General features: G+C 39.1%; 24 protein-coding genes. 11 read left to right on the forward strand and 13 right to left on the reverse strand.

Going from position 1 to position 25,935, the window contains the following annotated elements:
- Positions 1-47 precede the first annotated feature (47 nt).
- From leuD to CSE16_RS11025, 10 genes are all read right to left on the reverse strand, one after another.
- Positions 48-638 carry a 3-isopropylmalate dehydratase small subunit gene (gene leuD, locus CSE16_RS10980; RefSeq protein ID WP_099423939.1) on the reverse strand — a complete coding sequence of 197 codons (591 nt, stop codon included), beginning with the start codon at positions 636-638 and terminating at the stop codon, positions 48-50.
- 14 nt (positions 639-652) lie between these two features.
- Complete coding sequence (leuC, locus tag CSE16_RS10985) at positions 653-2,062, reverse strand: 3-isopropylmalate dehydratase large subunit (RefSeq protein ID WP_099423940.1); 1,410 nt, start codon at positions 2,060-2,062, stop codon at positions 653-655.
- Positions 2,063-2,078: 16 nt separating this feature from the next.
- Positions 2,079-3,179 carry a 3-isopropylmalate dehydrogenase gene (gene leuB, locus CSE16_RS10990; protein WP_099423941.1) on the reverse strand — a complete coding sequence of 367 codons (1,101 nt, stop codon included), beginning with the start codon at positions 3,177-3,179 and terminating at the stop codon, positions 2,079-2,081.
- 82 nt (positions 3,180-3,261) lie between these two features.
- The gene (locus tag CSE16_RS10995) at positions 3,262-4,806 is read right to left on the reverse strand and encodes a 2-isopropylmalate synthase (RefSeq protein WP_099425817.1); all 1,545 of its coding nucleotides are present in this window, start codon (positions 4,804-4,806) and stop codon (positions 3,262-3,264) included.
- Positions 4,807-4,808: 2 nt separating this feature from the next.
- A complete protein-coding gene (ilvC, locus tag CSE16_RS11000; protein WP_099423942.1) occupies positions 4,809-5,822 on the reverse strand; it encodes a ketol-acid reductoisomerase in 1,014 nt (337 codons plus the stop codon).
- An 84-nt stretch (positions 5,823-5,906) separates the two neighbouring features.
- Complete coding sequence (gene ilvN / locus CSE16_RS11005) at positions 5,907-6,422, reverse strand: acetolactate synthase small subunit (protein WP_099423943.1); 516 nt, start codon at positions 6,420-6,422, stop codon at positions 5,907-5,909.
- The gene (ilvB, locus tag CSE16_RS11010; protein ID WP_099423944.1) at positions 6,419-8,170 is read right to left on the reverse strand and encodes a biosynthetic-type acetolactate synthase large subunit; all 1,752 of its coding nucleotides are present in this window, start codon (positions 8,168-8,170) and stop codon (positions 6,419-6,421) included. The genes ilvN and ilvB overlap by 4 nt, the downstream gene beginning before the upstream one ends.
- 430 nt (positions 8,171-8,600) lie before the next feature.
- Positions 8,601-10,271 carry a dihydroxy-acid dehydratase gene (gene ilvD / locus CSE16_RS11015; protein WP_099423945.1) on the reverse strand — a complete coding sequence of 557 codons (1,671 nt, stop codon included), beginning with the start codon at positions 10,269-10,271 and terminating at the stop codon, positions 8,601-8,603.
- Positions 10,272-10,879: 608 nt separating this feature from the next.
- Positions 10,880-12,199 carry a D-arabinono-1,4-lactone oxidase gene (locus CSE16_RS11020; protein WP_099423946.1) on the reverse strand — a complete coding sequence of 440 codons (1,320 nt, stop codon included), beginning with the start codon at positions 12,197-12,199 and terminating at the stop codon, positions 10,880-10,882.
- Positions 12,187-13,362: an alanine racemase gene (locus CSE16_RS11025; protein WP_099423947.1), complete on the reverse strand. Its 1,176-nt coding sequence runs from the start codon at positions 13,360-13,362 to the stop codon at positions 12,187-12,189. The genes CSE16_RS11020 and CSE16_RS11025 overlap by 13 nt, the downstream gene beginning before the upstream one ends.
- A 508-nt stretch (positions 13,363-13,870) precedes the next feature.
- Between CSE16_RS11025 and CSE16_RS11030 the strand changes: the two genes are divergently transcribed.
- From CSE16_RS11030 to CSE16_RS11055, 6 genes are all read left to right on the forward strand, one after another.
- A complete protein-coding gene (locus CSE16_RS11030; RefSeq protein ID WP_099423948.1) occupies positions 13,871-14,416 on the forward strand; it encodes a cysteine hydrolase family protein in 546 nt (181 codons plus the stop codon).
- Positions 14,417-14,510: 94 nt separating this feature from the next.
- Positions 14,511-14,768, forward strand: coding sequence for a GlsB/YeaQ/YmgE family stress response membrane protein (locus CSE16_RS11035; RefSeq protein ID WP_099423949.1), 258 nt, complete (start codon positions 14,511-14,513; stop codon positions 14,766-14,768).
- Between the two features lie 302 nt (positions 14,769-15,070).
- The gene (locus tag CSE16_RS11040) at positions 15,071-15,700 is read left to right on the forward strand and encodes a GntR family transcriptional regulator (protein ID WP_099423950.1); all 630 of its coding nucleotides are present in this window, start codon (positions 15,071-15,073) and stop codon (positions 15,698-15,700) included.
- 529 nt (positions 15,701-16,229) lie between these two features.
- Positions 16,230-17,429, forward strand: a complete 1,200-nt coding sequence (locus tag CSE16_RS11045) for a quaternary amine ABC transporter ATP-binding protein (RefSeq protein WP_099423951.1) — start codon at positions 16,230-16,232, stop codon at positions 17,427-17,429.
- Entirely contained in the window at positions 17,422-18,273 is an 852-nt protein-coding gene (locus tag CSE16_RS11050; RefSeq protein ID WP_099423952.1) for an ABC transporter permease, read from the forward strand. Before CSE16_RS11045 ends, CSE16_RS11050 begins: the two co-directional genes overlap by 8 nt.
- Positions 18,274-18,289: 16 nt before the next feature.
- Positions 18,290-19,162, forward strand: a complete 873-nt coding sequence (locus CSE16_RS11055) for a glycine betaine ABC transporter substrate-binding protein (protein ID WP_099423953.1) — start codon at positions 18,290-18,292, stop codon at positions 19,160-19,162.
- 106 nt (positions 19,163-19,268) lie between these two features.
- On the opposite strand, the gene CSE16_RS11060 is transcribed toward CSE16_RS11055, so the two are convergent.
- On the reverse strand, positions 19,269-19,958 hold the full coding sequence (locus tag CSE16_RS11060) for a lytic transglycosylase domain-containing protein (protein ID WP_099423954.1): 690 nt from the start codon (positions 19,956-19,958) through the stop codon (positions 19,269-19,271).
- Positions 19,959-20,125: 167 nt separating this feature from the next.
- Between CSE16_RS11060 and mscL the strand changes: the two genes are divergently transcribed.
- On the forward strand, positions 20,126-20,518 hold the full coding sequence (gene mscL / locus CSE16_RS11065) for a large conductance mechanosensitive channel protein MscL (RefSeq protein ID WP_099423955.1): 393 nt from the start codon (positions 20,126-20,128) through the stop codon (positions 20,516-20,518).
- Between the two features lie 119 nt (positions 20,519-20,637).
- On the opposite strand, the gene CSE16_RS11070 is transcribed toward mscL, so the two are convergent.
- Both CSE16_RS11070 and CSE16_RS11075 read right to left on the reverse strand, forming a co-directional pair.
- Positions 20,638-21,303 (reverse strand): HAD hydrolase-like protein, encoded by a 666-nt coding sequence (locus CSE16_RS11070; RefSeq protein WP_099423956.1) that lies wholly within the window; start codon positions 21,301-21,303, stop codon positions 20,638-20,640.
- Between the two features lie 32 nt (positions 21,304-21,335).
- Complete coding sequence (locus CSE16_RS11075; protein WP_099423957.1) at positions 21,336-22,205, reverse strand: GNAT family N-acetyltransferase; 870 nt, start codon at positions 22,203-22,205, stop codon at positions 21,336-21,338.
- A gap of 366 nt (positions 22,206-22,571) precedes the next feature.
- Here CSE16_RS11075 and CSE16_RS11080 point away from each other — a divergent pair, with 366 nt between their 5' ends.
- Genes CSE16_RS11080 through CSE16_RS11095 form a run of 4 tightly spaced genes read left to right on the forward strand, consistent with a single transcriptional unit; the run spans position 22,572 to position 25,928 of the window.
- On the forward strand, positions 22,572-23,711 hold the full coding sequence (locus CSE16_RS11080) for a betaine/proline/choline family ABC transporter ATP-binding protein (protein WP_099423958.1): 1,140 nt from the start codon (positions 22,572-22,574) through the stop codon (positions 23,709-23,711).
- Positions 23,708-24,355, forward strand: coding sequence for an ABC transporter permease (locus CSE16_RS11085; RefSeq protein ID WP_099423959.1), 648 nt, complete (start codon positions 23,708-23,710; stop codon positions 24,353-24,355). The genes CSE16_RS11080 and CSE16_RS11085 overlap by 4 nt, the downstream gene beginning before the upstream one ends.
- Positions 24,352-25,251 (forward strand): osmoprotectant ABC transporter substrate-binding protein, encoded by a 900-nt coding sequence (locus CSE16_RS11090; RefSeq protein WP_099423960.1) that lies wholly within the window; start codon positions 24,352-24,354, stop codon positions 25,249-25,251. The genes CSE16_RS11085 and CSE16_RS11090 overlap by 4 nt, the downstream gene beginning before the upstream one ends.
- Positions 25,248-25,928, forward strand: a complete 681-nt coding sequence (locus CSE16_RS11095; protein ID WP_099423961.1) for an ABC transporter permease — start codon at positions 25,248-25,250, stop codon at positions 25,926-25,928. Before CSE16_RS11090 ends, CSE16_RS11095 begins: the two co-directional genes overlap by 4 nt.
- Positions 25,929-25,935 lie beyond the last annotated feature (7 nt).

The following is a 25,935-nucleotide window of genomic DNA, read 5'->3' on the forward strand; positions in this document are numbered from 1 at the left end:
AAAGCTCGTCACATACGTGATTAAAACGCTTTGTGACAAGCTATCTATTAATAGGCAATACGATTTTTCTCATACGCTGTGATTTGATCTTCGTATTTAAACGTTAACGAAATTTCATCCCAGCCGTTTAATAGCATTTCTTTGTAGTAAGGATCAATCGTAAAAGAGTACATTTTTCCGTAGCCTGTTTTTACCGTTTGTGTCTCTAACTCTACCTCAATGGCTTGCGCTTGTGCTAAGCCATTTTCTAACAGTTCATCACATTCTTTTTCTGTTAGTTTGATTGGTAAAATCCCATTTTTAAAGCAGTTATTGTAGAAAATATCAGCAAAGCTAGGTGCAATCACTACGCGGAAGCCATAGTCTAAAATAGCCCATGGTGCATGCTCACGCGAAGAACCACAGCCAAAATTATCTTGTGCGACAAGTATTTCCGCGCCATTATATTGCGGTTTATTTAATACAAAATCCTGATTCACATTACCTTCTTTATCAAATCGCCAGTGATAAAACACGAATTGGCCAAAGCCTGTGCGTTCAATGCGCTTTAAAAACTCTTTTGAAATAATTTGGTCAGTGTCGACATTTTTACGATCTAGTGGCGCAAATACGCTATTGACGATATTAATTGGTTCCATAAATTACTCTCCCCTTACGCTTCTTGCTTTTGTAATTGACGTACGTCTACAAAACGCCCATGAATTGCCGCTGCGGCTGCCATTGCAGGTGATACTAAGTGTGTTCGCGCACCCGCACCTTGTCGTCCTTCAAAGTTACGATTTGATGTAGATGCACAGCGTTCCCCTGATGGTATTACATCCTCATTCATTCCTAGGCAAGCGGAGCATCCGGATTCGCGCCATTCAAAGCCCGCTTCTAAGAAGATGTTATGTAACCCCTCTTTTTCAGCCTGCGCTTTTGTTGACCATGACCCTGGCACAACAATACCAGTGACACCTGATGCGATTGTTTGACCTTCGACAATTTCAGCAGCTGCACGTAAATCGGTAATACGAGAATTTGTACAAGAGCCGATGAAAACGTGTTGTATTTCAATGTCGGTAATTTTTTGACCTGCTTGTAAATCCATATACTGTAACGCTTTATCTAATGCCGATTTATCCGCTTCATTGTCATAATCAGCAGCTGTTGGCACGGTTTTAGAAACGCCGACTCCCATTGCTGGATTAGTTCCCCATGTAACGATTGGCTCAATGTCCGCTGCATCAATTTCAAGCACCACATCATACATTGCATCCGCATCAGATGCAAGGCTTAGCCAGTACTTTGCCGCTTCTTCAAATTGTTCACCTTGTGGAGCATGTCGACGACCACGTAAAAATTCTACGGTCGTTTCGTCTGGAGAAATTAAACCTGCCTTTGCCCCTGCTTCAATAGACATATTACAAATTGTCATACGCTCTTCCATTGATAAGTTGCGGATGGCATCTCCCGTATATTCCACGATATGGCCTGTGCCGATTCCAATTCCCCATTTTGCAATAATCGCTAAAATGATATCTTTCGCCGTTACACCGATTCCTATTTCTCCATTCACGCGAATTTCCATCGTCGGTGGCTTAATTTGCCATAATGTTTGTGTCGATAATACATGCTCCACTTCAGATGTACCAATCCCAAAAGCAATGGCACCAAATGCACCATGTGTCGCCGTATGAGAGTCTCCACATACAATTGTTTTACCCGGTTGTGTTAAACCAAGCTCTGGACCGATTACATGTACAATTCCTTGATCTGGATGACCAATATCCGCAAGTTCAATGCCAAATTCTACTGCATTTTCTGCCAGTGTCATAATTTGTTTTTTCGCAATTGGATCATTAATCGTCGGTAAGTTTTTCGTTGGTACATTATGATCCATCGTAGCAAAACATAAATCTGTACGACGTACTTTTCGTCCAGCAAGGCGCAGTCCCTCAAACGCTTGTGGACTTGTTACTTCATGAATTAAGTGGAGGTCGATGTAAAGTAAATCTGGCTTTCCTCCTTCACGATGTACGACATGTTGCTCCCACACTTTTTCAATTATATTTTTCCCCATAGTTTTTCACCGTTCCTTAATTGTATGAAATCATAATGCTATCTGAAACGAAGCTTGCATCGATTTCGTTGATTACTTTTTCTGTCCATTCATCTGTCGAAAGAACACGCGCGCCTTGTTGTGCAAGATCTGCTGTATAGTAGCCGTCTTCAAAAACAGCGCTTACGGCACGTTCAATTTCTGCCGCTTCTTCTTTTAATCCAAATGAATATTGCAGCATCATTGCTACCGAAAGAATTGTTGCTGCTGGGTTTGCAATGCCTTGCCCAGCAATTTCAGGTGCTGAACCGTGCACGGGTTCATATAGTCCAAAGTTATCACCGCGAATAGATGCAGAAGGAAGTACCCCTAGAGAGCCTGTAATTACAGATGCTTCGTCACTTAAAATATCGCCGAATAAGTTTTCCGTTACGACCACATCATAGTGACCTGGATTCGTAATGAGTTTCATCGCTACTGAATCGACTAAATTATGTTCTGTTTCTACATCTGGGTATTGCTTTTTCTTTTCTTCTACAATCTCACGCCATAAACGTGACGTATCTAAAACATTAGCTTTATCTACGGAACAAAGTTTTCCACGACGTAGTCTTGCTAGTTCAAACGCGTTGTCCACGATGCGCTCGATTTCCATGCGGGAATACACACATGTATCAACAGCACCCATACCTGTTTTATAACGAGGTTCCCCGAAGTACAAGCCCCCTGTTAATTCACGGACGATCATTAAGTCTACATTTTCCGCAACTTCACGTTTTAATGGAGAAGAAGCGAGTAAACTTGGGAAGGCTTTTACTGGACGTAAATTAGCAAATAAATCAAAATGCTTGCGGATTTTTAATAAGCCCTTTTCTGGACGTAATTCTGGTGGGTTATTATCCCATTTCGGTCCGCCTACTGCACCTAATAAAATGGCATCACTTGCTTCACATTTTGCAATGGTTTCTTCCGGTAGTGGGTTTTGATCCTGATCGATTGCTGCGCCTCCAATTAACGCATAATCTAAATGAAACGTATGATTAAAACGCTTCCCAATTACTCGTAATACTTTCACTGCACTTGCAACAACTTCGGGGCCGATACCGTCACCAGGCAGTACTGTAATTTTCTTTTCCATTTGAATACACCCTTCTTTCTTCGCAATATCACTTAGATACAAACGCCACCAAACAATTTCGCTTGATGGCGCTTTTCTTTAATTAATGAACTTGAAATTGTTCTTCTCGTACTTTTTGTTGAATAAGTTGACGGTTAATAGCATTTAAATAGGCTTTTGCAGATGCTTCTAAAACATCTTGTGCAGAATCACGACCTGTTGATGTGTAACCATTGTATTTTAAGTTGACAACGGCTTCTCCTAACGCATCGCGCCCTTTGCCAACCGATTTTACACGATAGTCTAAAATGTTCACCTTGCCATTAACAAGCTGTTCTAATGTATTGAAAATGGCTTCAACTGAACCAGAGCCGGTTGCTGCAATTGTTTTCACGTCTCCCTCAGGCGTAACAACTGATGCTGTAGCAGTTGGGATATTTTCTGTACCATACTGCACTTGGACACTTTTCAGTTCAAATAATGCCACGTCTTCAATCGAAACTTGCTGTTCTGTTAAGATCGTCGTTAAATCTTCTTCGGTAATTTCCTTTTTGCGATCCGCTAATTTTTTGAACTCTGCGAATGCTTTATTCAGCTTTTCATCGGATAATTCAAAGCCCATAGTATGTGCACGGTCACGGAATGCGGCACGACCTGAGTGTTTCCCTAAAACTAAAGCAACTTCATCTTCCCCTACTAATGCAGGTGAGATAATTTCATACGTTTCGGGATTTTTTAATACGCCATCTTGGTGAATACCTGATTCATGAGCGAATGCATTTTTCCCTACAACCGCTTTATTCGGTTGGATAACAACATTCGTTAATCGGCTCACCAACTGTGATGTGCGTTTAATTTCTTTTAAATTTAAGCCGGTTTCAACTTGGTATAAATCTTTACGAATATGCATGGCAACACCGATTTCTTCTAATGCGGCATTTCCTGCACGTTCACCGATTCCGTTAATCGTACATTCTACTTGATCGGCACCGTTTTGAATGGCTGCGATTGAATTCGCAACCGCCATACCTAAATCATCATGACAGTGGGCAGAGAATTTCACGTTGTCTGCACCGCGCGTATTTTCTCGCAAATATTTGAAAAGTTCCCCGTATTCATTTGGTGATGCGTAGCCTACTGTATCTGGAATATTCACCGTAGTCGCACCAGCCGCAATGACTTCACCGATAATTTCCGCTAAAAATTCGCGATCAGATCGGAAGGCATCTTCTGCGGACCATTGCACGAGTGGGAAAAGCTTTTTTGCGTATTTTACTGCTTCTACCGCTTGTTCAATCACTTGTTCTGGTGATTTTTTCAGCTTGTATTCCATATGGATTGGGCTCGTTGCCAAGAAAATATGGATATGTGGTTGCTCTGCTACTTTTAGCGCTTCCCACGTCCTATCAATATCCTTTTGAATACAGCGGGCAAGCCCTGTCACAATCGAATTTTTCACCGTGCTAGCAATGCGATTGACCGCCTCAAAATCACCAGGAGATGAGGCAGGGAATCCCGCCTCGATAATTGTGACACCTAAACGCTCTAGTTGTTTTGCTATTTCGATTTTTTCAGCTGTATTTAAATTAATACCAGCTGATTGCTCACCATCGCGCAATGTTGTATCGAAAATATCTATTTTTCTCATCATTATTGTACAGTAACCTTTTGTTTTCCTTGGTTAATGAATGGCATCATTGCACGTAATTTTGCCCCAACTTCCTCAATTTGGTGGTTAGCGCCTGCTTCTTTGAATTTTGTATATTCAGGACGACCAGTTTCGTTTTCTTCGATCCAGCGTTTTGCGAATGTGCCGTCTTGGATGTCTGTTAGCACTTCTTTCATGCGCGCTTTAACAGATGCATCGATAATGCGTGGACCTGAAACATAGTCGCCCCACTCTGCTGTATCTGAAATTGAGTAGCGCATTGTTGCCATACCACCCTCGAACATTAGGTCAACGATTAATTTTAATTCGTGTAGCGTTTCAAAGTATGCAAGTTCTGGTTGATAGCCTGCTTCAACTAATGTTTCGAAACCAGCTTTCACTAGCTCAGTTGTACCACCGCAAAGTACAGCTTGCTCACCAAAAAGGTCTGTAACTGTTTCTTCAGCGAATGTTGTTTCAAGTAAACCACCACGTGCAGAACCAATTCCTTTCCCGTATGCAAGTGCAATTTCACGTGCCTCACCTGTTGCATCTTGGTGAATCGCGAATAATCCTGGAACGCCTGCACCTTCTGTAAATTGACGACGAACTAAGTGACCAGGGCCTTTTGGTGCTACTAGGAACACGTCTACATCAGCAGGTGGTTGAATTTGATCGAAGTGTACGTTAAAACCGTGTGCAAACATTAATGCTTTACCGGCTGTTAAATGTGGCGCGATTTCTGCTTCATAAACTGCTTTTTGACGCTCGTCAGGAAGTAAAATTTGGATAACATCCGCTTCTGCTGCAGCTTCTGAAACTGTTTTTACATCTAAACCATCCGCTTTTGCTGCATCATATGATTTACCTGGGCGAATCCCAACAACTACATCAAAACCTGATTCTTTTAAGTTAAGAGCATGTGCATGGCCTTGTGATCCGTACCCAATAATTGCGATTTTTTTACCTTTTAGTACTTGCTCGTTAATTTCGTTTTCATAATACATTTTTGACATTTTTGTTTCCTCCAATTAGTTAAGTTAGTTTTTTTAGAAATTAGGGCTTCAGATGACATCCTCCACCCTAAGAAATCTCGCATGTTATTTTAAAATCGACAATTGTGGACCCTCTACTTTTTGCGTTTCACGAACAGCTGCTGTTGCGCCTGTACGTGTCAATTCTTTAATGCCATATGGGCGAATTAATTCGATAAAGGCATCAATTTTGTCGGGATGTCCGACTACTTCATACGTCACCACATTTTTAGCAGTATCAACAACTTGTGGACGGAATGGCTCTACAATCGCATTCATTTCAAGTCGTAAATTGGGTGGTGATACGACCTTTACTAAAGCCAACTCACGTAAAACGATCGCTTTTTCTGTAATATCATTGACCTTTAACACATCAATTTGTTTTGATAATTGCTTAATTAATTGTTCAATTTTACTTTCATCTTCTACATTTACGACAAACGTCATTTTTGAGAAGTTCGGTTGCTCTGTATGGCCAACAGTAATGGACTCAATATTAAATTGGCGTTTCATTAATAAACCTGTGACACGATTCAAAACGCCACTTTGATTAATTACAGTTACAGTAATGACACGTTTCATAGTTTTTTCACTCCAATCATTTCATGTAAGCCTTTACCTGGTGCAACCATTGGATAGACATTTTCTAATTGCTTCACACGACAATCAATTACTACTGGTTCATCTGATAAAATGGCTTCTGCAAAAATCGCCTCGGCTTCTGATAAATTATCAATGCGATACCCTTTAACGCCATACGCATCGGCTAACTTTACGAAATCGGGTTGGATCGGCATTAACGATTGTGAATAGCGCTCCTCGTAAAATGTTTCCTGCCATTGACGTACCATTCCTAAGCAGCTGTTGTTTAAAATTACGACTTTCACCGGTAAGTTAAACTCTTTTAACAATGCCAGCTCCTGATTCGTCATTTGGAAACCTGCATCCCCCACAATGGAAATAACTTTCTTATCTGGACGAGCAAATTGTGCGCCAATCGCTGCTGGGAAACCGAAGCCCATCGTTCCTAAACCACCTGAAGTTACCCAGCCATGGTCATTGTTTAAGCGGTAATATTGGGCAGCCCACATTTGATGCTGACCAACATCTGTTGTGACAATAGCATCTCCACCTGTTAATTTGTGGATGATTTCAAGTGCTTGCTGCGGTAAAATTTCTTCGCCAGCTTCTGTGTACCACAATGGATACGCTTGACGACTTTCTTTTAAGTAAGCAACCCAATCGGATGTATCTGACATCGTAAAGTCTTTTTTCAATAATGCGTACAACGCTTCCTTCGCATCAGCAACAATTGGAATATCTGTCGGGACATTTTTGCCGATTTCTGCTGGGTCGATGTCAATATGGATAATCGTTGCATTCGGTGCAAATGTTGCTAAGTTCCCTGTTAAGCGGTCATCAAAGCGTGCGCCAATATTGAGTAATAGGTCACATTTTGTAATTGCATCATTAGCCGTTACATAACCATGCATCCCTGCCATGCCGTAAAATTGCTCATGATCACCATGGATACTCCCTAAACCAAGTAATGTATTTACAACTGGTAAATTATATTTTTCTATAAATTCAGTTAATTGATTGCGTGCATCGGCAAATAATACACCCGCTCCAGCAAGCACAAGCGGTTTTTTTGCGATTGATAATGCTTGAATCGCCTTTTGAATTTGTAAGTAATTTGGTTTAGTTGTTGGTTGGTAACCTGGTAAATAAATTTCATCCGGTGTTTTAATTTGATCGTCCTGGAAAATTGATTGAGAAACGTTTTTCGGGAAATCGATTAATACCGGACCTTTACGACCTGTATTCGCAATATGGAATGCTTCTTGCACGATTCGTGGAATATCTGCTACATCCTGAACTTGGTAGTTATGCTTTGTAATCGGTGTTGTAATGCCGATAATATCCGCTTCTTGGAATGCATCTGTACCAATAACTGATGTCGCCACTTGCCCTGTGAAAATGACTAATGGAATCGAATCAATCATCGCATCGGCAATTCCTGTCACTAGGTTTGTCGCACCTGGACCTGATGTCGCGATTACGACACCGGGCTGATTTGTGACACGTGCATAACCTTCTGCTGCGTGAATGGCACCTTGCTCATGTCTTGTTAAAATATGGCGAATCGGATTGCGATAAAGCGCATCATAAATTTGTAACACGGCACCACCAGGGTAACCAAAAATTATATCAACACCTTGATCATGTAGAGACTGTACTAAAATGTCTGCACCATCTCTCGGTTTCTTTACTTGTTGATCTTCAGCTGTACTTTCGATTTCTTGCTTTGTTGAAACATTTGCACTCATATTTGAACTCTCCTTCCTTTTTTAAGAAACAAAAAAGCCCTTTTATCCGCACGCAAAAGAAATCCTGTTGCGTAGGGATGAAAAAGACTTTTCATGGTACCACCCTCGTTTGTAGCGAAATTAAACATCCTTTCACATTGCTAGTGAAAGACCATTTATTGACCCTGCTACCTCGTGAATCGTGCTGATACTAGATTTACACTTTAGCTAATGCTAAAAAGTGCTAAAAAATCTAGCGGACGATTCATTAATAACGAGCACTTCGAATGTGCCCGGAGCTATCTAATGGCAAAATGCGTTTAATAGCTCACTCCGAGGGGATGTCGGATACAGTTGTATCGCCGGCTTCCACCACTGCCGGCTCTCTGGTAAATACAATGCTCTGTAACCTTTAACCTCATCAACGTTTTAACATATTAAATTTTCATCTTTAGATTTTCATGACGCCACCTTGAGAAGCATTCGTTACTAATGCTGAGTAACGAGCTAACCAGCCGCGCTTAATTTTTGGTTCAAATACTGGTAATTTTGTACGACGTTCCGCTAATACTTCATCGGATACTTGTAAGTTAATCGTACGTGCTGGTAAGTCAATTTCGATAATATCACCATTTTCAACTAAAGCGATTGGACCGCCTTCTGCTGCTTCTGGTGAAATATGACCAATGGAAATTCCGCGTGATGCGCCACTAAAACGACCATCTGTTATTAACGCAACTTTTGTTCCTAGCCCTCGCCCTTGAATCGCTGACGTTGGCGCAAGCATTTCCGGCATTCCCGGACCACCTTTTGGCCCCTCATATCGGATAACAACGACATGCCCCTCACTTACTTCACCATTATCAATAGCTTCCTGAGCATCTTCTTGTGAGCTAAATACAATCGCCTCACCAGTAAATACTTTAATCGATGGATCCACCGCACCTACTTTAATAACGGAGCCTTCTGGTGCGATATTGCCGAATAATACAGACAAACCACCCACTGCACTATATGGATTATCTTTCGTGCGAATTACATTTTCATTTGTAATATGGTAATCCTTCACAAGTTCACGCATCGTTAAGCCCGTAATAGTCGGGCGATCTGGATGAATGGCGCCTGGAATTTTTGTTAATTCATTAATAATAGCTTGTACGCCACCTGCTTTATTAATATCATCCATCGAAATATCCGATGCTGGCATAATTTTTGCTATATACGGTACACGCTCTGCTACTTTATTAATCTCTTCAATGTTATAGTCAATTTCCGCCTCATTGGCAATGGCTAATGTGTGCAGCACCGTATTTGTCGAGCCACCCATTGCCATATCTAACGCAAAGGCATCATCAATTGCTTCTTTTGTAATGATGTCACGAGGTTTAACGTCCTCTTTAATCATGCGAACTAAGTGTTTTGCTGCATCTTTTATGAGCTGGTGTCGCTCTGCACTTGTCGCTACGATTGTTCCGTTACCTGGAAGTGCTACACCGAGCATCTCCATTAAACAGTTCATCGAGTTGGCAGTGAACATTCCTGAGCAAGAACCACATGTTGGACAGGCGTTGTTTTCAATATCAAGCAACTCTTCAGCAGTCATCGTACCTGCTTTATGAGCACCTACCCCTTCAAATACACTCGTCAGTGATAATTGCTTGCCACTTGCCGATGTACCTGCTTCCATAGGACCACCTGATACGAACACAGATGGAACGTTCGTGCGTACAGCTGCCATTAACATTCCTGGTGTAATTTTGTCACAGTTTGGAATGTAGAAAACACCGTCAAACCAGTGTGCATTAATAACCGTTTCAGCAGAGTCTGCAATAATTTCACGCGATGGTAAGGAATAACGCATTCCAATATGTCCCATTGCGATTCCATCATCAACACCGATCGTATTGAACTCGAATGGAATACCGCCTGCTTCAATAATGGCTTCCTTTACAACGTCTGCAAATTCGCGTAAATGAACGTGTCCTGGAATAATATCAATATAAGAGTTACAAACACCGATGAATGGCTTCTCTAAATCTCTTGCCTTCACTTTCCCCGTAGCGTATAAAAGACTACGGTGTGGAGCTCGGTCAACCCCTAATTTAATCATATCGCTTCTCATTTCTAAACGCCCCTCAACGTAATCCATTTACTTTCAAGTACATGTATTTACAACTTATTTTATTAGAAATATAGATGGCCTTGACTCACTTTCTACCATCCTATTCAATTACGCCTTAGCGTAATTACGTCTAGATTTTTTCAGCTGGCTTTTGAACACCCCTTGAATAGGAAATTAAAACCTTATTCATCTCACCAACTATAAAAATTAGGAGTTTTCTGCTGAAAAAAAGATGTAATAGTCAGTCCTTCTTTCTACCTTGAACTTCTAACGCGTAACCGTTTCAATGATTCTTTCAAGTTCAAAATTTGAGTTGGAATTACTAAGTTGGTGTACTAAATTGTTGTTATCATAGTACGAATGAATAGTGGTCGTCAACACTATTTTTTAATTATTTAAACAATTCAAAAAGTTTACGTTTGATTGAAATCGCTTTCATCGTGGAACCTGGGCGTTTTATGCTCGTAAAATACTTTATTACAGAAAATTGAATTTTTTGTTTTTTCTTAATAATTAGGTTATAAGAGTTGCGCGTAACTTTTTTTCGAAACAAAAAAGAAGAGAACCCGATTGTTCGGAATGTTCCCTTCTCTTCATCTCGTATTCTTCTATTTAAAAATATTTCTAAAATATGATGTTAAAAAGATATCGTGTGGATCATACATTTGTCGCAGTTCATTGAATTTAGCCACATTTGGGTAATAATTTTCGATATTATCGCGGTTATATTTGTTCATTTTGCCCCAATGTGGTCGCCCATTGTATTTCAGCATCATGTCATGCACCCAAGCAAAATAGCTCGATTCGTCCATTCCTTTATACATATGAAACGCCAGGAACGCACTTTCTTCTTCCTGAGTCGGACTTAAATAGCCTGTTTCGCCTGCAGTTGTACGACATTCAATTGGGAAATGAACATCAAATTGTTGACGCGCAAATACATAGTTCACTTCTTCTATACACGCTTCAAACTGATTAACAGGAATCGCATATTCCGTTTCTACAAACTTTACGCTACGCGGAGACGGGTAAACTTCATAACTAATATCTGTACGGTGCTCTTGACCAACCGCAACCGAACATAATTTACTAATCGGCAAACTAAGGGATGGCTTCCATTTACAAATTTCCGATGCGACGAAAAATGCACCGTTCTCAATGACTTGTACCTTCGTTCGATCTACCAACTTTTGCAATTTCGATTGGGCAATCGGATCCACTTGCTTCATCTTTTTCACTTGGATTTGATCGCTTCCTGGGAAGTAAAACCATTCAACATTGCGATTTTCACGGATCGTTTGTTGGAAGTTATCCACCTCTATTTGGAAATCGCTTCTTTCCGATGTATATTCTAAGCTATACAACGGCATGACATGAATCGTAACTGTTACGAGGATGCCTAATAAGCCCAATGACACATGCAACGCCTCTGACAGTGCATCTGGTCTGCGCTCTTGTTCGAAATACTCCCCCTCACCGGTCACAATGCCCCAGCGTTTCACCATCGAAGAAAATGAACCGAGCGTAACCCCGGTTCCATGCGTTCCCGTCGAAATGGCACCCGCTAATGTTTGATATTGAATATCCCCCATATTAATGAGCGCTAATCCATACTCTGCTAAAATCGGACCGACTTCATGCAAATACGTTCCCGCATAAAAAGTCGCAGTTTGTGTTTCTTTATCTACCTGAATAAGTCCTCGTAAATTATGTAATGTTAGTGCAGATTGCTCTGGCATGGCAATCGGACTGAATGAATGCGCAGCACCTGTTACACGAATCGTTTTTTTTGAAAATGTATGCTCCTTCACAATCGCACATACCTCATCAATCGATTGTGGTGCATAAAATTGACTTGGATAGGATAAATAGCTTCCTGACCAATTTGTCCATTTTGCCCCGTTCCGCCATTTTTTTATAGAAAACATTGCCCATCCCCCCGATATGTTTGAATCGACCCAAAGTACTTACCATCTTTTACTGCATGTAATACTTGAAATCGCTCACATAGCTCCCCAGCTTTTGAATGGCGCAAGTAAAGCGTATCACCAATGTTGACCGTGCCTTTCTTAACAACAACCGGTGTTTGCACTTCCCCAGCACCTTCTTGTGGTAAAAATTCAAAACGATCCGCTTCCACAAAGGACGGCAATCGATCTTTTCCTACTGCGCCTGACGCAATATAGCCTCCACCATGGCAAACGACGATATTTGGAGCAAACTGTCGTGTAACACGCAGGGCAAATCCAACTGCTGGTACTAATGATAATGTATCATAACGATCAAATAATGCCGGGGCAAAGAATGCAGAGCCTACTGTAATTTCCGTAACATCTTGTTGCTGCGCGGTATATTGCATACTGCCTGACCCCCCAGCATTGACGAATTTTACATTATTTAAGCTTTTAACATGGGCCACAGCAAATTGACGAAAGGCTGTCACTTTCTTTTTAGATTGCTTTTTTAATGTACGGATCAGTGTAGTTTGTAAGCCGAACAGCTGCGAGGATTGATCGGCGACACCCGCAATTTGCGCATCATAGCCCATGACACCACTAACCGTAACCGAATCAAGTGCTTGTAATAGATCTGTCAGTTCATTTAATGCCTGGAAGTTTGCAATGGGTGAACGTTTTGATCCAAAGTACAGCACTTGAAAATCTGTTGAAACATTTACATCAATACAAATTTCAAATACGATCCCCTCTGCTTTTGCAATTGTATTTAACAATTTAGCTTGCTCAATCGCATCAACCATGAACGTAATGGACTTACCTTTTTTCACCCAATCTGCAAGAAGCATAATGGACTGTTTTTCGTATACCGGGTAGCCAATTAGAAATTCGTCTAAGCCTTCTTCAAGTAAAAAAAATGTTTCGCTTGCTGTAAACGTCATAAAACCGGCGCAATGATTTATTCGCTTTGAAATATAGCTCAACAGAGGCGCAGATCGGATTGATTTTGTCGCGATTCGGATCTTTTTTTGTCCACATGCTTCATTTACAAATGCGATATTTTGTTCTAAAGCATCGAGATCAAGCCATGCAAAAGGCCGTTCGATTTCAGAGAAAACTCGTTCAAATTTTTCCAACTCCGTTCACTCCTTCGTTTTTAATAATTCGCCCTTAAGAAATAATTCCCCTGCTAATTCTAAAGAAATTGTAGGTATTACCCTTATAAACTAGTATCAATTACCCTTCTGCGTAATTGCGTACAAATTTTGAATTGTACTAATATAGGGTTTTGCCTAAGTTCGTCGCATTCATCTCAATTCAAAAGAAAAAAGCTATTTTGAATTCAATCAAAATAGCTTTTTTATTTAATAACTTATATGTTACTTATTTTAATAGCATTAATTCAAGCGCAAAATTTATTATAAACAAACTATGGATACCAACAAAAATTAATCCTTGACGGTTCAGTTTTTTCATTAAAGCTAAGTCCATGTTCATCACCTCTTCATTTGAGTTAATAAAACTATACAACAAACAAGGTCAAAAATCAAAACTTTTTGTACAATTTGTGAACTATCTTTCATCCATTCTTCATTTTTTCATGTCATAATAGATGCAAGACATTTTTTTAAGGAGGGTTTATCGATGTTAAAAAAAGCTTTAATTGTAATTGATTACACGTATGATTTTGTCGCAACAGATGGAAAATTAACTTGTGGAGCTCCTGGACAAGCGATTGAAGGGACGATTACTTCCTTAATTGAACAGTTTATGAAGGAGCAAGACGTGGTCGTTTTTGCGAATGATTTACATTTTGAACAAGATCCGTATCATCCTGAAACGGTGCTTTTCCCACCTCATAACATTATAGGAACACCTGGCCGTGACTTATACGGTATGGTAAAAGATGCCTATGAGCAGTATAAGGATCAGGTCATTTCATTTGATAAAACACGATACAGCGCATTTGCAGGGACGAACTTGGATATTTTATTGCGCGCTCGAAACATTTCAGAAGTAGTACTTGTTGGCGTTTGTACCGATATTTGTGTGTTACACACAGCTGTTGACGCATATAATTTAGGGTATACGATTACCGTGCCAAAGGATGGTGTGGCAAGCTTTAACGTGGCTGGGCATAACTGGGCACTGCAGCATTTCCAAACGACACTTGGTGCAAAGATTCTTTAAAAATTTTTCTTTTCAACGTTTAACTTTCAGATTTCAGGAAATAATTAAGTAGATACCATTATCATTCTTAATCTTTCAAAAGGAGTTGAACAACATGATCAGTTTCATTTGGTTTTTAATCATCGGCGGTTTGCTAGGATGGTTAGCGGGCGTTATATTAGGGAAAGATGTTCCAGGCGGAATTATTGGTAATATTATTGCGGGAATCATCGGCTCATGGATTGGTAGTATGGTTTTAGGTAACTGGGGTTGGCAAGTATCTGACTTCTATGTATTCCCTGCTCTTATTGGTGCCATTGTTTTAATATTTATCGTAAGCTTAATTTTAAAATCCATGCGCAAAGCAACGTAATTTTTAAAAGATATGGAAGATAAAGGGATAATCACCCTCTTTATACTAGGAAAAGGCATTCAGAATGATGTTTCATCTGAGTGCCTTTTGTCGTTAATAAGATAAATTTTTATCACACTTTGAATCTTCAAAATAAGTGATATTTGATAATGTTTCACTAAGAAATCCACCTTGAAGTTAGCTGAAATTTGCTAAATTGGAAAGGAATCATAAGCAAAAAATTATCCTAAAAAAACAAAGTATGCTTATTCTCAAAAATATTGTACGATAGGAATGATGATCGACAGAAAGAGGTTCAACTAATGGAATCAAAGAAACTACAAATCAAACAACCAAAATATCAAACAATTGCTGAAGATATTGCTTCTAAAATTGTCGAAAAAAAATATATTGTTGGTGAAAAAATTTATGCCCGCTCATCGCTCGCATCCCAATACAATGTGTCAGCAGAAACAGCGCGTCGTGCCATTGCAGTCTTGCAGGATTTGGACATTGTGGAAGCGACAAAAGGAAGTGGCGTTATTATTACTTCGTATGAAAATGCCGCAAAATTTGTCCATCGGCTTGAAGGTGTTCAATCCATTTGGGAGTTGCAATCTACCTTACAACAAAGCATTGATAAACAAATCGTCGAGCTAACAACATTAAAAGAAACGACAAAGGAATTGATTAATCGAACAAATCGTTTCCGTAATATTAATCCGTTCGTTCCGTTTCAATTAGAAATTACCGAAAATTGCCCTTTTTTGTACAAGAATATTGGCGAAATCAATTTTTGGCAAAATACAAGAGCAACAATCGTTGGTATACGAAAAGACGACCATTTAATCATGTCTCCCGGTCCATATGCAACACTTGATGCTGGCAATGTTATTTACTTTATCGGTGATGATGAATCATTAGCAAATGCGCAACAATTTTTACAACTTTAGCCATAGTAAAATAAGGGCAATCTAACCGTCCCTTTTACAATCAAAATAATTAATTTTTATAAAGCCGAAACGCTGTTAAATCAACGTTTCGGCTTTTTATTTTTTGCATTTTACAGGCACACCTCCCCCTTTTAGGAAAGGTATCACTTTTTATTACACTACAATATAAATTCGAATCACTCATTTGACAAAAGTAACAACTTACCGTTAACATTAAGTTGTTACTTTGTTCAAAGCGTAACAATTTTATCTTCATTCAGCAGAAGACTCCCATCTCAATAGGTGGCGTGATGAATGCAAGTATAGCTTTTTACTGTGGACTTCCAAACGCTAACTGAATGAAGATATAGCCCACGGCGGATGTCAAGGATTTTGAAAGGAGTCAATATTAGGAAGTTTGCCTATGGTCTTCGCATCCATGCGACAACGGCTAACTGACTTGCATCGTGCAGGCCTAAGCACAATACAAAATTCTGACGCAATTACGCTAAGGCGAAATTGACATAAATAAGAAAGTAGATGTGATGAAATGGAAAAACTAAGAGTAGAAAATGTCACCAAGATTTTTGGTAAGCAATCTGCAAATGCAATGAAGCTTGTCGAAAAACAAATGAGTAAAACAGAGATCTTGCAAAAAACAGGAGCAACAGTCGGTGTTTATGATGCATCGTTCACCGTAAACGAAGGTGAAATTTTCGTCATTATGGGCTTGTCGGGTAGCGGAAAGTCTACGCTCATTCGTCTATTAAACCGCCTCATTGATCCAACTGGTGGAGAAATATTCATTGATGGTGAAAAAATAACACATCTTAAAAAAAACCAACTACAACTTATTCGTCGTGAAAAAATGAGTATGGTTTTTCAAAATTTCGGTCTATTCCCTCACCGCACCATTTTGGAAAATACACAATTTGGCTTAGAAATCCGTGGTATTGCTAAGGAAGAAAAAAGATTGAAAGCAGAAAAGGCTTTAAATAATGCAGGTTTACTGGCTTATAAAGATCAGTTTCCTCATCAATTATCTGGTGGGATGCAGCAGCGCGTTGGTTTGGCGAGAGCACTTGCGAATGATCCAGAAATATTGCTCATGGATGAAGCTTTTTCTGCACTCGATCCATTAATTCGAAAAGAAATGCAAGACGAATTATTAGAACTTCAAGCAAACGTACAAAAAACAATTATATTTATCACACATGATTTAAATGAAGCACTTCGTATAGGCGATCGTATCGCGATTATGAAGGATGGAAAAATCATTCAAATTGGTACTGGAGAAGAGATTTTAACGAATCCAGCAAATGCATATATCCGAACATTTTTAGAGGATGTTGACCGATCAAAAGTATTAACTGCTGAGCATGTTATGGTTCGTGCAATGACGATTAACATTGAACAAGACGGTCCAAAAGTAGCATTACAACGTATGCGTGAGGAAGAAATAAGTGTTCTTATTGCAATCGACAAACAACGACAATTTAAAGGGTATATTACAGCGAATGATGCACTGAAAGCTGCTCAAAATGGAGAGAAATCTGTCCGTGAAATTGTTCAGACGGATATGCCCACAGTCGAACCTACAACACTGATTCAAGACGTGTTACCGATTATATCTGATTGTCCAACACCTGTAGCGGTCGTTGATGAAGGGAAACTTCGCGGAATACTTATTCGTGGTGTCATTATTGAGTCACTTGCCTCTGCAACTGAGGAGGTAGAAGATCATGAGTAACTTTCTAAATCAAATACCAGAATTACCTGTTGGGGATGTAGTAGAAAACGTAATGGATTGGTTCACCGATACATTTTCAAGTGTATTTAAGTTTATTCAAACTGACGGAACAGCGTTAATGGATACCGTCACTAATTTACTCATCTCAATCCCTCCTATTCTATTCATATTACTCATAGCGATTCTCGCATTTTTCGCTACTGGGAAGAAATTTGGCCTATCACTCTTTTCAATAATTGGCTTACTGTTCATTTATAATCAGCAACTTTGGGAGCAATTAATGAACACATTTACTCTCGTATTATTTGCAAGTGTCGTTGCTATTATTATAGGGATTCCTTTAGGTATTTTAATGTCAAAGAGCAAGTTGGCAGATAATATTATTAAGCCTATTCTTGATTTTATGCAAACAATGCCTGGCTTCGTTTATTTAATACCTGCTGTTGCATTCTTTGGTATCGGTGTTGTACCAGGTGTATTTGCATCAGTCATATTCGCCCTCCCCCCTACTGTTCGCTTTACGAATTTAGGGATTCGCCAAGTTTCAAAAGAACTGGTAGAGGCAGCTGATTCATACGGTAGTACTAGTTTTCAAAAATTACTAAAAGTAGAACTTCCGATCGCCAAGTCAACGATAATGGCCGGGATTAACCAAACGGTATTGCTTTCTTTATCAATGGTCGTTATAGCTTCGATGATTGGGGCACCTGGATTAGGACGAGAAGTTTTATCTGCTTTACAACGTGCTCAGGTCGGAAACGGCTTTGTTGCTGGGATTAGCTTAGTTATCTTTGCAATAATCGTCGATCGATTAACGCAAAGTTTCAATAAAAAATCAATGTAATAAAGGAGAATTTCAGATGAAAAAACACAAAATTCTTTTAGGCGCCATGACAATTAGTGCGAGTATTTTACTTTCTGCTTGTGGAGGCGGTTCATCTTCAGAAAAAGAAGACTCGCTTGGGAAAATCAATCTTGCCTATGTGGAATGGGATACTGAAGTCGCTTCAACCCATGTAGTAGGTCAAGTATTAGAAGAAATTGGCTATGACGTATCATTAACACCACTAGACAATGCGATCATGTGGGAGGCCGTTTCAAAAGGTGAAGCAGATGCGATGGTTGCTGGCTGGTTACCTGCTACCCACGGCGCGCAGTTAGAAAAATATGGAGATAATTTAATTGATTTAGGTGAAAATTTATCCGGTGCAAAAATTGGCTTGGTTGTTCCTAGCTATATGGACGTCAATTCCATTGCAGACTTGGATGCGGAAGCAGGATCTACGATTACTGGAATTGAACCCGGTGCTGGTATTATGATAGCTTCTGAAAAAGCACTTGAAGCCTATCCAAATTTAAAATCATGGTCATTACTTCCTTCTTCATCAGGGGCAATGACGGTTGCTTTGAGTCAAGCAATTACTAATAATGAAGAAATTATTGTAACAGGTTGGTCTCCTCACTGGAAGTTTGCATCGTATGATTTAAAATATTTAGAAGATCCAGAAGGTATTTTTGGGGGCGAGGAAACAATTCATACATTTGCCCGTAAAGGTCTAGAAGAAACTTCACCTGAAGCGTATAAAGTACTCGATGCGTTCCACTGGACAGCTGAAGATATGGAAGAAGTCATGTTAGAAATAAATGACGGTAAAAAGCCAAAAGATGCGGCTGCAGACTGGATTAAAGAAAATCAAGAAACCGTTGATAAATGGAAGGCAGATGTAAAATAAAGCCTGTACTACTTCTATTAGATATAGAATATATTAAAATAATGAAACGCCAAGTAGATGGAATATCTCATCTACTTGGCGTTCTTCATTTCACTTGTGAAAACAATTAATCCTTTAATGCGATTTGCTTCAACTGATCATCGTAATCTTTGTATTGATTATAGTATTTTAATATATCCTCGACGTATGCATCACTATGATTGTACTGGTAAATCGCTTTTTTATATTGCCCTTTATTAACACCCGATATTGCTAAAAAGTTCGCCGCGCTATAGACTGCATCTTCAATATCGAATGGGTCTGCAATCCCGTCTCCATTGGCATCAATCCCATAGCCACCATACTTTTTGATAACTGCAGGATTTGTTTTGTCCTTTTCTGGTATTTCTCCTTTACCGAGACCTTTGCATGACGGATGCTTCCAGCCAACGAATGTGCACGGCATAAACTGTAAATGTCCTTCTGCCCCAACTGGTGACACAAGTGTTTTCATCGTTGAAAAACGCGTTTCAACTCTGTGATGAGCCGCGAGCAGTGTCCACGGTACTTTATATTTTTCTTCTGCTGCGACGTAAATCGGTATGTATTCAATCGGAATAGACATATCAAATTGGTCCTGAATTTGGTGATATACGGACTTTTCGGTAAATTGGTCACCAAACGGAAACCCTCGACCTTGTTGCCATGTAAAATAGCTAAATACATAAAGCGTCAAAGCGACCGGGATTAATAGAACGATTAAAAATAGCTTTACTTTCGGTGAGATGAACGGTTTTTTCTTTTTCTTAGCTGCCATAATTGCCACCAATCTTTTTCTTTTTAAGCAATGGATTATTGTGTCTCGAAAGGAATTGCTCCCTATATTATAAAGGTTATTCCAACTATTTTCACAGTTGAAAATTACTTCTATTTTGAGTATAATATGGAGTTGCACATAGAGAAATGATAGAGGAGGAAATTCGAATGTGGAAAGATTTTAAAGATTTTGCGATGCGTGGGAATGTTATGGACTTAGCTGTTGCAGTAGTTATTGGTGCTGCATTTGGTAAAATTGTCGACTCTTTAGTAAAAAATATAATTATGCCCCTAGTTGGTATGTTAACAGGCGGCATTGACCTTACTAAGAAATGGACATACGGCTCGGGTGATGCACAAGTGGCCTTAGGTGTATTTGTCCAATCGATTATCGATTTCTTAATTATCGCTTTTGCTATTTTCATGGTTTTACGAATTATTGCGAAGTTGAACCGTAAAAAAGAAGTAGCCGTTGTTGAAGCACCAGCACCTCAACTCGACGCAAAAGAAGAATTACTAAAAGAAATTCGCGATTTACTAAAGAAGGAACAAGCTGAATAATATTGCAAAATGCTATTTTGATTTCGGTCAGAATAGCATTTTTGTATGTCTATTTAATTAAATGATAGTTCTATCCGTTATATTCCACTTTCTATCCGTGAGTCAAAAATCCACTCAACCTATACAATTGAGGGCATCTTACCTTTAATAATAGGAAGAATGCTAGTAAATTGTTCAACGACAAAATCTGCTGTCTCTAATTCCTGTTGCTGCGCGAAATCAAAACGCACCCCTATCGATTGCAAGCCATTCTCTTTCGCCGCTTGAAAATCCGACAACCGGTCCCCAATGACAAAACCGCCTGCGACATTATTTTCTTCGATGATTTTTTGTACGAGCGATGATTTATCACGTGAAGCAATTTGCTCAATGCTGTATGTTTTTTTGACCCAACGATTTAGATCATAATGCGTCACTATCGCTTGTAAATAAGCCGGCTGCCCATTGCTTGCAATATAAATTGGCAAGTCTATTGAGAGTTGTTGCAACGTGTCAAAAACACCCTCATACAAATCCCCTTGCCCGGCATTAATTTGTAGTACTAAAAACTGCTGGAACCATTCATTACTGCGTTCCCTTATGACAAGTGAATGATGCGGACAAAGTGTTTCCCACACGACAGCTAACGGCACGCCCATTATTTCCTTATATTTTTCAAGTGGTGTTTCGCCCTCCCACAACAATTCAGCACGTAATTTATCAAATGTTTGCTCGAGTGCCCCTTCTAAAATAAGATGCGTTTTAAATAATGTGCCGTCCATATCAAAAATGATTGCGTTTTGCATAGTTCTTACCTCCTATGTCTTATTAAAGTTCTTTATCTTTCTAACGTGTAACTCAAAAGAATATTTTCCTTTTTAAATCCAGCCTTCATATAGACATGATTTGCTTGGTCATTGTCGTTACTAACGCAAAGATTAATTTTTATAATATTGTCGTACTTGAATATTTCTTGAAGTACTTCCTTTAACATTAGTGTCCCTAACCCTTGATTTTGGTGTTTTGGGGAAACGGCAATGTAATCCAAACTCGCATCACCAAAAACGGGTTTAACTTCAAAATACGCATATCCCTGTAATTCCTGCTGCTCATTTTTCAGAAGTAGGAGCTTATTATTGTCATTTATACGTGTAATAATCGTCTTCGCATCATAGTATGTATTCGGAAATTGTTCATTGTGTAAGCTTTCAAAGTCCTTCTCATCTCCCGTTTGAAACGGGACTAATCGTTGACTGATTAGTGGTACAAAATTCTCTTTGGAAATGGTAAGTGTTAAATGTTCTCCCGTTTTTTTAGGATGTAATTGCTCAATAAAATTTTGTTGGGTTATATTTTCAAGATTTACAAAAAAATGAGCTGTTTCTACATAAGGAAATTGTTCAAGCGTGGTTTGCCAAAGTATTGTGAGTGCCTCTTCAGAAACCGAATCTCCGAAAGGTCCCCAAACTTCTGCTGAATTTTCATCAATATCTAAACCAATTGCCCCAACAATTTCATCATCTTCATTTTTCAGTATTACAAATGACAGATGACCATTTTCTAAAACAAAATCATCTTCTAGAGTAGCAACAATTTCTTCAAACTCAGTTCCAACATAACCGATATGAGTAGATTTTTGCTGATTTAATCTGGCGATAAATTTGGCGATTTCATTTGTTTCAGTGATTGTTGCTAAGCTTATGTTCATATTTGTTCTCCTAACTACTGCAATCTATTATTTGGACGCTCTTAATTATAAGATAATTCAGAATTAAATTATATACTACTTAGTTTCACAAATCCATCATCTCCCTTTCAAAAACTATTAAAATAACTTTTCACTTTCATTTGCTAGGTAATTTACCCTTATAAGTGACTACCCCACCATAACAGGATAATTTGCTCACAAATATTAATAAAGCTGGAATTCTTCTACTGAAAGAAGATAAAATCGTTCATAATTAACAAAAATCATGATAATAATCGCAATAATAGGGTATCCTTTTAGAACGCTTTGTTTTTTAGAAAATTCTAAAAAAAAGTATGACTTAATTTACACAAGGAGATGAAGAATATGCTACATATCGAAAAGTTAAGAAAAGTTTATCGTGGTGGCAAAGTTGCCGTCGATAATTTAACACTTGATATACAAAAAGGAGAATTTATCGCCTTTATTGGTACGAGTGGTAGCGGAAAAACAACGGCACTTCGCATGCTAAATCGCATGGTCGAGCCTACAAGTGGTACTGTGACGATAAATGGAAAAGATATGATGAAAATGAATCCGGTCACGCTAAGACGTAGTATTGGCTATGTTATTCAACAAATCGGTTTAATGCCGCATATGACCATCCGAGACAATATCACGCTCGTCCCTCGTTTACTTCAATGGCAAAAAGAAAAATCTGAAGCTACGGCAAAACACTTAATCTCATTAGTCAACTTGCCAGAATCCTATTTAGATTACTACCCTTCTCAATTATCTGGTGGTCAACAGCAACGGATCGGTGTTATCCGAGCATTAGCTGCTGAGCAGGATATCATTTTAATGGACGAGCCTTTTGGGGCACTCGACCCCATTACACGCGATACCTTACAAGACTTAATTAAAGAGCTGCAAAAAAATTTAAATAAAACGATTATTTTCGTCACGCATGATATGGATGAGGCGATAAAATTGGCGGATAAAATTGCGATTATGCATGATGGCAAGCTTATTCAGTTTGATACGCCAGACAATATTTTGTCCAATCCCGTTAATAATTTCGTGAAAGAATTTATCGGGTCTCATCGATTAATCCAGCAAAAGCCAAATTTCAAAACCGTTGACGAAGTTATGATCAAGCCAATTTCAATTACGCTTGAGCGCAGTTTGGATGAGGCCATTCGATTAATGGTTAAATCACGTGTCGATACGTTGTTTGTAACAGATGGCGACAATCGCTTGCTTGGCTATTTAAATGTTGAAAGCTTAACAGGTGAAGCGCGTTCGAAAAAAAGCGTTGCGGAAGTATATATTAAAGAAATTGTTTATATGAAAACGGGTTCAAAATTACAAGATACTGTTCGCCGCATTTTAAACCGTAATTTAAATAATATTCCAGTAGTCGATCATCAAAATCATTTAATTGGGCTCATTACTCGTGCAAACATCGTGGATATCGTCTATGAAACAATTTGGGGCGATGAGGAACAGGAGTTGACAAATTCATGATCAACTTTTTCATTGAGAATACGGCGGATATTTTTTTAAAAACATGGGAACATATTTATATTTCATTCATTGCATTATTGTTAGGTACGCTCATTGCAGTACCTTTAGGCATTCTTTTATCTAAAACAAAGAAAATCGCGAAAATTGTGCTCACGATTACGAGCATGCTACAAACAGTCCCTTCCCTCGCACTGCTTGCCATTATGATACCATTTTTTGGGGTAGGGAAAGTGCCTGCAATTATTGCACTTTGCATTTATTCCCTTCTCCCCATTTTAAATAACACCTTTACGGGAATGCAGTCTGTGAATGAAAACGTAAAAGCAGCAGGTCGTGCGATGGGAATGACACCGTTTCAGTCTCTCCGAATGATTGAACTGCCGCTCGCAATGCCAATCATTATGTCCGGGATCCGGTTATCTGCTGTGTATGTCATTTCATGGGCAACACTCGCTTCCTATATTGGCGCAGGTGGTTTAGGTGACTTTATCTTTAACGGTTTAAATTTATTTAAAATTGATCTCATTGTAGGCGGTGCAGTTATCGTTACGATATTAGCACTGTTTACAGACTTCTTTTTAAGCCGAGTCGAGCGAGTAATAATTCCAAAAGGGCTTCGTATACAAGGAGGTCGCACATCATGAAAAAATTCCTACCTTTTGTACTAGTGATGCTGTTTCTAAGTGCATGTAGCAATCAAGATAATAGCACAATTCGCATCGGTTCTATGGTGACGACAGAAAGCCAAATATTAGCTTATATAGTCAAAGACATGATTGAATATTACACGGATGAAGAAGTGGAGCTCATAAATAATCTCGGCTCTTCTATTGTTCTCCATCAAGCAATGCTAAATGGTGACGCGAATATTTCAGCGGTTCGCTACACTGGAACCGATTTAATAGGCGTACTCAAGCAAAAGCCTACGAGTGATCCGCAAAAGGCTTTAGAAATGGTACAGCGCTTATTCCAAGAACAATTTAATATGACATTTTTTAATTCCTATGGTTTCGATAATACGTTTGCCTTTATGGTGACACGTGAAACAGCAGACAAGTATCAGCTTCAAAAGGTGAGTGATTTTGAAGCAATCGCAGCGGAGTTAGAAGTCGGAGTGGATACGTCTTGGATGAATCGTGAAGGGGATGGCTATAAAGATTTTAGTGCGAAATATGGCTTTGAATTTGGACGTGTCTTCCCTATGCAAATCGGTCTTGTTTATGATGCTGTTGCACAAGGCGAGCTCGATGCTGTACTTGGCTACACGACGGATGGACGAATTGCTTCCTATGATTTGGTCGTTTTAGAGGATGACCTTCATTTTTTCCCACCATATGATGCATCCCCCTTTGCGAACACCGATTTATTAGAGGAAAAGCCTGAAGTAAAAAAAGTATTAGAACTACTAGTTGGGCAAATTTCCACAGCGGAAATGCAACGATTAAACTTTTTAGCGGATAATAACTTAATTGAACCAGCAATCGTCGCTGAAAACTTTTTAATTAAGGAAAATTACTTCTCTGGAGGTGACACGCCATGACTGATATCACAAAGCTATCCGTTATCGAGCAATTTTTCTTTTACATGGGGGAAAATGGGTCTTACATCTTTTCACAATTTATAAATCATTTTTTATTATCAATTTATGGTGTTTTACTCGCATCGGTCGTAGGTATTCCAATCGGGATTGTAATTTCAAAATTTCCACGCTCCTCTGGACTAATCATTACATTGGCGAATATTATTCAAACGATTCCTGCACTTGCATTAATGGCCATGATTATGCTTGTTTTAGGACTTGGAAAAACGGCGGTAATTGTGACAGTTTTCTTCTATTCATTATTGCCGATTATTAAAAATACACATGTCGGCATTACAACGATTAATCACAGCTTAACGGATGCTGGACGTGGGATGGGTATGACGAAGCTTCAAGTGCTTTATATGGTTGAAATCCCCCTTAGCTTATCGGTCATCATTACTGGTATTCGAATCGCGTTAGTCGTAGCGATTGGTATTGTTGCGATTGGTGCCTTTATCGGTGCTGGTGGCTTAGGCGATATTATTGTTCGAGGGACAAATGCCACGAATGGAACAGCCATCATATTAGCAGGTGCGATTCCTACTGCTCTCATGGCGATTTTGGCAGATGTATTGTTACTCTGGTTGGAGCGACGTCTTGATCCGACGAAACGAAAAAAACTTAAAATTGTCTAGTCAATAG

Origin of the sequence: Solibacillus sp. R5-41 (genome assembly GCF_002736105.1) — a bacterium.
Lineage (GTDB): Bacteria > Bacillota > Bacilli > Bacillales_A > Planococcaceae > Solibacillus.